Source organism: Marinobacter excellens LAMA 842, from assembly GCF_001574445.1.
Taxonomy (GTDB): Bacteria; Pseudomonadota; Gammaproteobacteria; order Pseudomonadales; family Oleiphilaceae; genus Marinobacter; species Marinobacter shengliensis.
Map to the genome: position 1 here is coordinate 43,073 of NZ_LOCO01000027.1, position 9,034 is coordinate 52,106.

Genomic DNA, 9,034 nt, shown 5'->3' on the forward strand with positions numbered 1-9,034 from the left:
CTGGGACTTTCCGGCGCCGGAAAAATCCTTTAATTCTTTAGCCATACAAAGGCACTAAAAAAGGCTACCACAGGAATGGGAACCACTGAACAACTCTATACACTATACTGCCACTAATTCATTTCAGTCTGATAACCTGTGAGCTTTTTACGCCTACGATCATTCATTCAGGAAACCCGATGCTCGCTCTTGATCAAAGGATACCATTGTTACTTGCGGTGACTGCGGTTGTGGCCATGCTAGGGCTGACCACTTGGCAGGCATACCAGTTCTGGCAAAACGAGTCGCAGCGTACCCTGCCCCAGGCGCAGGTAGCAGGCAATGGAACGGACACAACAAGACAGAACGTGCCAGAGGTACAGCTGGCAAACCTGACCCTGTTCGGTGCAGCCACGGACACCGGTGGCGCTGTGGAGGTGGATACCGAAAATCTGCCAGAAACCAACCTCAGGCTTTCGCTGCGCGGTGTGTTGGCTGCTGACGGCGAGTTCCCGGGCAGCGCGCTGATTGAAGATGACAAGGGCAAGACCGAAGCTTACCTGGTGGGCAACGAGCTTCCCGGCAACGCCAAGCTACGCACCGTGTTCCCTAACCGGGTCATTATCGAGCGCGCCGGCAAACTCGAAAACCTCTATTTTCCGGAGCTTGATGATCGCTCAGGCGTTTCTCTGGCCAGCAGCAATGCAGAAGCACTCGACCAGGAGATACAGCAACGGCAAACACCGCAGCCTGCACAACGTGCATCATCCAGCGGCACGGCCACGCCAGCGGGCGAACAACAACGCAGAGAGGAGATCAGACAGCGACTGGAGCAGTTACGCCAACGGCTACAGAACAGTAATTGAGGCCTGATATGGCAACGGCAACCTGGTCTGCACGTCGCCATTCCATCCTAATCCCCCTGGTATTTGCTTTTTCCCTGGCGGGCGCCATTGAACTCAGTGACCGGCTGATGACCTACGTGCTGAGTGAATTCGGCCAGGAAGCCCATCAAAGGCTGCAAGACTGGCAGCGGCTGCATCAATTGGCCCGTAATGCCCCGATCGACCGACAGCTTCGCCTGGTCAATTCGTTCTTCAATCGGATCCCTTTCGTCAGTGACATCCAGCATTGGGGTGAAGAAGACTACTGGGCCACGCCCGTAGAATTGCTGACCACAAATGGTGGAGATTGCGAAGACTTCTCCATTGCCAAGTACCTGACACTCAGAGCCATGGGCGTTCCCGACGAAGAGCTGCGTATTGTCTATGTCAAAGCCCTGGAGCTGAACCAGGCCCACATGGTTCTGGCCTGGTACAAGACCCCGGACGCCGATCCGTTGATCCTCGACAACCTGATAAACGACATTAAACCTGCCTCTCAAAGAACTGATCTAGAGCCCGTTTATAGCTTTAACGGTGAAGGTCTCTGGCTCAACCGTTCCTCCGGGGAGCGGTCACGGATTGGCGATGCCCAAAGGCTTGAGCATTGGCAGGACCTGAACCGGCGGTTGACCGAGTCCCTGCGACATTAGCATTTCGCATGGCGCCAAATGACAAAGCCAATGTCGCACTCTGCCACTGGGTTTTGGCGCCAACGCTATAGAATGCCGACACTTTTCATGAAATCGGGAGTTGTGGTCGATGCGACGCTGGAATGGATGGGGTGATGATCAGTTCAACCTGGAGCTGCCTGCGCAGGGCCAGGCATTTCTTGAACAGCGAGTTGGTTCTGCCAATCCGTTACAGGATGCCACCCTGGAGAAGGTCTGCCTGAAGGTACCGGCCACACGCCTGCCTGCCGACGCCAAGGTTGATGATTTGATCGATACCAGCGCGGAGGTACGAGTGCGCCACGCCCGGGGCCAAAGCCTGGTGGACTGGCTCGCCCTTCGCAGTGGTGAGATCGGGACCTTTCCCGACGGGGTTGCATTTCCAGACTCCAATTCGGATGTTCGGGCCTTGCTGCGCTACGCCAACGACCACGACCTGCATCTGATTCCCTACGGTGGCGGCACCAGCGTGGCGGGGCACATCAACCCCATCGACCAGGGCAAACCGGTTCTGACCGTCAGCCTGGCCAAAATGAACCGCCTTCTGGACCTGGACCGGGAAAGCCAACTGGCCACGTTTGGCGCCGGCACGCCGGGCCCCCTGGTCGAGGCGCAGTTACGTGCTCACGGCTATACCCTGGGCCACTTTCCCCAGTCCTTCGAGCTCTCCACCATTGGCGGCTGGGTGGCCTCCCGCTCCAGCGGACAACAGTCCCTTCGCTACGGCCGAATTGAGCAGTTGTTTGCCGGAGGCCGAATCGAAACCCTCCAGGGCACGCTGGACCTGCCCACCCTGCCCGCATCCAGCGCCGGGCCGGATATCCGGGAGATGATTCTGGGCTCCGAAGGTCGTCTGGGGCTGATCACTGAGGTTAAAGCCCGTGTCAGCCACCTGGCTGACCAGGAAGCCTTCTATGTCGTGTTCTTCCCAGGCTGGGAACAGGCAAAAACGGCTTGCCGAAAACTGGTTCAGAACCGGATTCCCCTGTCCATGTTGCGGTTAAGCAACGCCATAGAAACCGAAACCCAACTGGCTTTGGCCGGCCACCCCCAACTGATCGGCATGCTTGAGAAATTCCTGTCGTTCCGTGGGGTACGCGAAGGTAAGTGCATGATGACCTTTGGCATTACCGGCACCAAAGCCCAGTGTCGTTCTACCCTGTCTCAAGCCAGGAAAGTGTGCAGTGCCCATGGTGGTGTTTATACAGGCACCAAACTTGGCACCAAGTGGGCTGAAAAGCGCTTCACCATGCCCTACTTCCGGGAGGCGCTCTGGCAAATGGGCTATGCGGTAGACACCCTGGAAACGGCGACAGACTGGGATAACGTCGATAACCTGCTCAATCGCATTGAGAGCAACCTGCGGGAGGGTCTCAGTAAGGACGGAGAAAGAACCCACGTGTTCACCCACCTGTCCCATTTTTACGGACAGGGTTGTTCCATCTACACAACCTATGTGTTCCGCGTAGCCGATACCTATCCGGAAACCGTTGCCCGATGGCAGCACCTGAAAAACACCACCTCGGAACTGATCGTCCGCAACCGGGGAACCATCAGCCACCAGCACGGGGTTGGCAAGGACCATGCCCCCTTCCTGCCGGTGGAAAAAGGTGAACTGGGCATGCGCGCCATCCGTGCGCTGACCGAGAGTTTTGACCCAGACGCCCGCCTCAATCCCAAAACCCTTCTGGACTGAGGTCGGTATGACACGACAGCAGATTCTCGCAGAACTGAAAAGCGGTGATGCCCGATTCGATGTGGTGATTGTCGGTGGCGGCATCACCGGCGCAGGTGCTGCCAGAGAAGCCGCCGGGAGCGGCCTGAGAACCCTTCTGGTGGAACAGAAAGACTTTGCCTGGGGCACCTCCAGCCGATCGTCAAAGATGGTTCATGGCGGATTACGCTACTTGGGCAGTGGCCATATTGGCCTGGCCCGGGATGCCGTCAGGGAGCGCCAGCGCATGATGGAGGAGGCCCCGGGGCTGGTTGACCCACTCCGGTTTGTCATGCCCCATTACCGGGGCCAGTTCCCCGGCCCCCGACTGTTCCAGGCTTTGTTATCGGTATACGATCGGCTTGCCGGTGTGAGCAGCCGGCAACGCCTGACCCCCTCACAAAGCCAGCAGTGGGCGCCCGGTCTGAGCCAGGCCGGCCTTCTGGGTGCCAGCCTGTTTACCGACGCCCTCACCGACGACGCCCGGCTTGTGCAAAGGCTGATCACAGAGGCGAGCCGGGACGGCGCCCTCTGCCTCAACTATGTATCCGCCAACCGGATCACCCGGGATGAGGCCGGTAGGGTTAATGGTGTTGTTCTGGTTCCGGAGGGAGAGCCACTGCAAGCTGGCATTTCCGTATCAGCCAACACGGTTATCAATGCCACCGGTGCCTGGGCAGACAAACTGCAACAGCAGGGCCCGTCAGAACAACCACTGAGCATTCGCCCGCTCAGGGGCAGCCACCTTGTCGTGCCCTGGCAACGGCTACCGGTAACCTGTGCGGTGTCTTTGTTCCATCCCGAGGACAAGCGCCCGGTGTTTGCCTTTCCGTGGGCCGGCACAACGGTGCTGGGGACTACCGATCTTGACCATCCGGGAAACCTGGACCAGGAACCGGTTATTAACGACCAGGAGGTTCGCTACCTGTTGAAAGTGGCTGAACACCTGTTCCCCAGCGCCAGCCTGACCGCCCAGGATGTGATCTCCACCTGGGCTGGTGTCCGGCCCGTGGTGACGGATGGTCAGGGCAAAGCCCCCTCCCGTGAGAACCGTGAGCACGCCCTGCGCCGGGACAAGGGCCTGATCAGCGTCGCCGGTGGCAAACTCACGACCTTCCGACAGATTGCCCGGGAGGCTCTGGAAGCCGCGCTCGGGCCGGATGGCAGCCACAGGCTCCGGGCCGATGACCAGCCAGTGTTCACTCCACCGGCCGACCTTCCGCGACCCACTCAGGTTCGCCACCTGACCTGGCACCGTCTCAAGGGCTACTACGGACCGGCCCTGGGCGAACTGTGTCGCGATGCGGATTTCACTGAAATCGCCGATTCCAACGTGCTCTGGGCTGAACTGGAGTGGGCCTGCCAATCTGAGCAGGTACACCACCTGGATGACCTTTTACTTCGCCGAACCCGCCTGGGGCTTGTCTTCCCCGCCGGCGCCAGAGCCCTGCTGCCAGACATCCAGGAACGATGCCAACGCCGGTTGGGTTGGACTAACGACCACTGGCAACGGGAAGTGGAGCGCTATCTGTCGCTGTATCAGCAGGCTTATGCCCTGCCATCTGAGGGCAGGTAAACAGTATGGCCAACACACCGCTGATTCTGGCGATCGACAATGGCACTCAGAGCGTCCGGGCGCTGCTGTTTGACCAACAGGGCAATTTGCACGGCAAGGGCAAGCAGGAAATCGAACCCTACTTCTCAGAACACCCGGGCTGGGCCGAGCAGCATCCTGACTACTTCTGGCGCAATCTCGGGTTGGCCTGCCAGGCGCTCTGGCAAAGTACCGATGCGACACCGGACCAGGTCGCCGGCGTAACCGTGACGACCCAGAGGGGCACGGTAATCAACCTGGACAAACACGGGCAACCGTTGCGCCCGGCCATTATCTGGCTGGACCAACGCCATGCCCGGGTGGACGGCCCGTTAAAGGGCCCCTGGGGACTGTTGTTCAAACTGGCGAGACTGGAAGACACCATTGAGCGGTTCCGGGAGAAAACCCAGGCCAACTGGATTGCCCAGAACCAACCGGAACTCTGGGCACAAACCCACAAGTTTTTGTTGCTCTCCGGCTACCTGAATTACCGCCTGACGGGCGAGTACAAAGACTCCACCGGCAGCCAGGTGGGCTACCTGCCTTTTGACTACAAAAAACAGCAGTGGGCCGGTAACCGGGATTTCAAATGGCAGGCCATGCCAATCACCCGTGACATGCTGCCGGACCTGGTACGACCGGGTGAAGTCATCGGCCAGTTGGTTCCGGAAGCAGCCAGTCACCTTGGCCTGCCAGCAGGCCTGCCAGTTATTGCGGCGGCGTCAGACAAGGCCTGCGAAATACTCGGCTCCGGCGGGCTCAGCCCGGACATCGGCTGCATGAGCTACGGCACCACCGCGACGATCAACACCACTAATCATCGGTACGTTGAGCCCACCCGGTTCATGCCACCTTATCCGTCCGCCCTGCCCGGTCACTACTCAACGGAAGTGATGATCTACCGGGGCTTCTGGATGGTCAGCTGGTTCAAGAAAGAGTTTGGTTTGCGGGAGCAAAAGCTGGCCGAACAACGGGGGATTGAACCGGAGGTCCTGTTCGATGAACTGGTCAATACGGTACCGCCTGGCTCCATGGGCCTGATGCTGCAACCCTACTGGAGCCCGGGTGTGCGCCAGCCGGGCCCCGAAGCCAAGGGGTCGATCATCGGGTTCGGCGACGTCCACACTCGGGCACACCTGTATCGCGCCATTCTGGAAGGCCTTGCCTACGCACTCCGCGAAGGCAAGGAGCGGATCGAGAAACGCAGCGGTCAGAAAATTCGCCGGCTCAGGGTGGCCGGTGGCGGCTCACAAAGCGATGCTGCCATGCAGTTGACCGCCGATATTTTCGGACTGCCTGCCGAGCGACCGCACACCTATGAAACCTCCGGCCTGGGCGCGGCGATAGACGCCGCCGTGGGATTGGGGCTGCACCCGGATTTTGACACCGCAGTGCGGGAAATGACTCGTGTCGGCCAGGTATTCGCCCCGTCTGAGCAAGCGACTGAACTCTACCAGCGCCTCTATTCCGAGGTGTATCTGGACATGTACCCAAGGTTACAACCGTTGTATCGGAAAATCAGGAGTATCACCGGCTACCCCGAGTAATGATTGACGAGCACAGAATGATGCATTTTCGCCATTTAGGTATATAATGGTGAAAAATGCACAAAGGAGCCCTAGCCATGAACGAGCCGGCTACCCTGGCCCCTCAGACCAGCGACAAAGCCCTGCTGGCCAAGGCCTTGCTGAACTCCGCCAAGGCGTTTGGTATTTCCCAGGCCGAAGCCGCCGCCATTGTTGGCCGCAATCGCAGCGGTTTGACCCGCGATGGCATTGATCCAGACAGCAAGGCGGGAGAACTGGCGCTGCTGTTCGTTCGCCTGTATCGGAGCGTTTACGCCCTGACCGGTGGCGACAACCAGGCCATGGCCCACTGGCTCAATACGCCAAATAATTACTTTCAGGACACCCCCAGGGATATGATTCAGTCAACGGAAGGGCTGGTCCGGGTGATTCATTATCTGGATGCCATGCGGGGAAGGATTTGAACTACAAGGAGCGTATTAAAAACACCCTGACGAACCTACAGGGGCAGGTCTTTCGGGTGGTTGAGAGTCAGGAAGACATCGCCACCACCCGAATCGTTGACAACATGCAGGAACAGGCGCGCCTGGAGCAACTGCTGGATGCCAGCAAACCGACGATCCCCGAGCAGGCCAGTAAACTGCACTACCTGCTGTCAACGCCCTTTCGATACCCGCCACTCAAATACGGCTCTCGGTTCGGCCGTAGCTTCGAACCCAGCCTTTTCTACGGCGCCATGAGCATTCCGACAGCCCTGGCAGAGACCGCTTTCTATCGGTTTGTGTTCACCAGCCACGTGTCAAAACCCTTCAAACGGCCGCTGACCACGCTGCACACGGTTTTCACCGCCCGTTTTCGTTCAAGCCACGGAGTGCGGCTTCAGGCCCCTGAGTGGCAGGACCTTCAAGAAACCCTGACCGACCCGGTCAGCTACCGGGAATCCCAGGCGCTGGGTAGCGACCTGCGCCAATGCGGCGCGGAAGCGTTTCAGTTTCTCTCTGCCAGGGCTCTTCAAGCCGGCTTGTACCAGCTACCCTGGCAACCTGAGCGCGGAATGGACGGACTCAACGTGGCGCTGTTCAGCCCCCGGGCACTCCGGGACACGGCGCCGAAGTCGTACCACAAACTCATCGTCGCCACCTCAGACCAGCAAGTATCCATGAGTCTGACGCTGGCTGATGGCCGTAAGCAGGTTCACAACTTTGGTCGGGAAGCCTTTCTGGTAGAGGGTGTTATTCCTCAACCGGCCCTGTAGCCACCACCCCGTCATCGCGCTGCCAACCTCCGCCCAAAGCTTTGTAGAGGTCGACGGCGGCAATCAGTCGGTTCAGGCGCATCTGGCTGAGTTGCTGACGGGCGTCGAACACATTGCGCTGGCTCTCCAGCAGGGTCAACAAGTCGTCCGCGCCTTCCCGATAACGAACTTCGGTCAGCCTGAGTGTTTCTTCAGCACGCACCAGGATCTCTTGCAGGCGCTGCTCTTGAAGCTCAAACAGAGAATCCCGGTCAAGGGCATCGCCCACTTCCTGGAATGCCGTCAACAGACTGCCCCGATAGCCTTCGAGCAGGGCCACCCGCCGGGATTCCGAAATCGCCAGGGCGTTTCGCCTCTGGCCACCATCAAACAACGACTGACTCAAACCCAACAGACCACTCACGCTTCGAGTCGGATCAGCAAGGCTGAGAAAACTGTCGGTGGATAACCGAACCGCTGCACTCAGGGAAACCGACGGCAACAGGGCTGCCCTGGCCTGTTCAATATCGGCGCTGGCAGCCACCAATCTTGCCTCCTGGGCGGCCAGGTCGGGTCGACGTGTGACCAGACTGGCCGGCGCCAGGGGACTGATCACCGGTATGCTTACCTCTGAGATATCGGCATCTGGCTTGTCGCCCTCAAACGGTAATTCTCCAGTCAGCACCCGTAATGCTACCAGCCGTTGCCGGGCCTGGTATTCCAGTGGCGGCACCGCGTTACGCAGGCTCAATACCGAAGTTTGCTGGCGCGCCAGCTCAGCCCGACTGGCAGCACCATTGCGGAAGCGGGCCTCCACCAATGTCAGAGTACGCTCGCCAATCGCCAGGTTATTCCGTGCCACCTCTACTCTCTGCTGTAACTCCAGCCATTCAAACCAGGTGCTGGCGACCGATGCAATCAGGGTGATACGAGCTGCGTCGTAGTCAAACCGGGTGGCCTGGAAAGATGCCAGAGCTGCGCCTTCGACGGCAGACAACCGCCCCCAAAGATCCAGCTCATAGTCCACGGATAAGCCGGCACTGGTTGAACCCCCGGTGTTGGTATCACCACCGGAGGCCCGGGAAGCCTGCCGCCCGGTACTGGCCGATGCCCCCACCGAGGGCAAGAGGCCAGCACCGGCGGACTGCAGCTGCAAATCGGCCTGAATGACGGACTGGGCAGTGGCCGCCAAGTCGGGGTTGGCCGCCAGGGCCTTGTCAATCAGCCGGTTCAAATTGTCATCATTGAAAGCCTGCCACCAGCTGGCATCGATGCCCTGCCCCTCATCGAGTTGAGCGGACCATTGCTCCGGTGGAGTAACTGGCAAAGGCACCGGCTCCGGTGTGAACGTGGCGCACCCGGCAACCATGAGAGCCGGCAGTAAAACCAATATTCGGGCGTTCATAGTCATAGTCTTATTCCGACGCCAGGGCAT

At 59.3% G+C, this 9,034-nt stretch carries 8 protein-coding genes; 7 read left to right on the forward strand and 1 reads right to left on the reverse strand.

Annotated elements, in window-relative coordinates; genetic code table 11:
• Positions 1 to 179 precede the first annotated feature (179 nt).
• The 7 genes from J122_RS17435 to J122_RS17465 all read left to right on the forward strand — a co-directional run bounded on the left by J122_RS17435 (position 180) and on the right by J122_RS17465 (position 7,620).
• Entirely contained in the window at positions 180 to 845 is a 666-nt protein-coding gene (locus J122_RS17435; RefSeq protein WP_061333403.1) for a type II secretion system protein N, read from the forward strand.
• A gap of 8 nt (positions 846 to 853) precedes the next feature.
• Entirely contained in the window at positions 854 to 1,513 is a 660-nt protein-coding gene (locus J122_RS17440) for a transglutaminase-like cysteine peptidase (protein ID WP_061333404.1), read from the forward strand.
• 109 nt (positions 1,514 to 1,622) lie between these two features.
• Complete coding sequence (locus J122_RS17445) at positions 1,623 to 3,227, forward strand: FAD-binding oxidoreductase (RefSeq protein WP_061333405.1); 1,605 nt, start codon at positions 1,623 to 1,625, stop codon at positions 3,225 to 3,227.
• A 7-nt stretch (positions 3,228 to 3,234) separates the two neighbouring features.
• Positions 3,235 to 4,821, forward strand: a complete 1,587-nt coding sequence (locus J122_RS17450) for a glycerol-3-phosphate dehydrogenase/oxidase (protein ID WP_061333406.1) — start codon at positions 3,235 to 3,237, stop codon at positions 4,819 to 4,821.
• A gap of 5 nt (positions 4,822 to 4,826) precedes the next feature.
• Positions 4,827 to 6,386: an FGGY-family carbohydrate kinase gene (locus J122_RS17455; protein WP_061333407.1), complete on the forward strand. Its 1,560-nt coding sequence runs from the start codon at positions 4,827 to 4,829 to the stop codon at positions 6,384 to 6,386.
• A 77-nt stretch (positions 6,387 to 6,463) separates the two neighbouring features.
• Entirely contained in the window at positions 6,464 to 6,829 is a 366-nt protein-coding gene (locus J122_RS17460; RefSeq protein WP_061333408.1) for an MbcA/ParS/Xre antitoxin family protein, read from the forward strand.
• Positions 6,826 to 7,620, forward strand: a complete 795-nt coding sequence (locus J122_RS17465) for an RES family NAD+ phosphorylase (protein ID WP_061333409.1) — start codon at positions 6,826 to 6,828, stop codon at positions 7,618 to 7,620. The genes J122_RS17460 and J122_RS17465 overlap by 4 nt, the downstream gene beginning before the upstream one ends.
• On the opposite strand, the gene J122_RS17470 is transcribed toward J122_RS17465, so the two are convergent.
• Complete coding sequence (locus tag J122_RS17470) at positions 7,598 to 9,010, reverse strand: efflux transporter outer membrane subunit (RefSeq protein WP_227510264.1); 1,413 nt, start codon at positions 9,008 to 9,010, stop codon at positions 7,598 to 7,600. The genes J122_RS17465 and J122_RS17470 overlap by 23 nt on opposite strands.
• Positions 9,011 to 9,034: the final 24 nt, after the last annotated feature.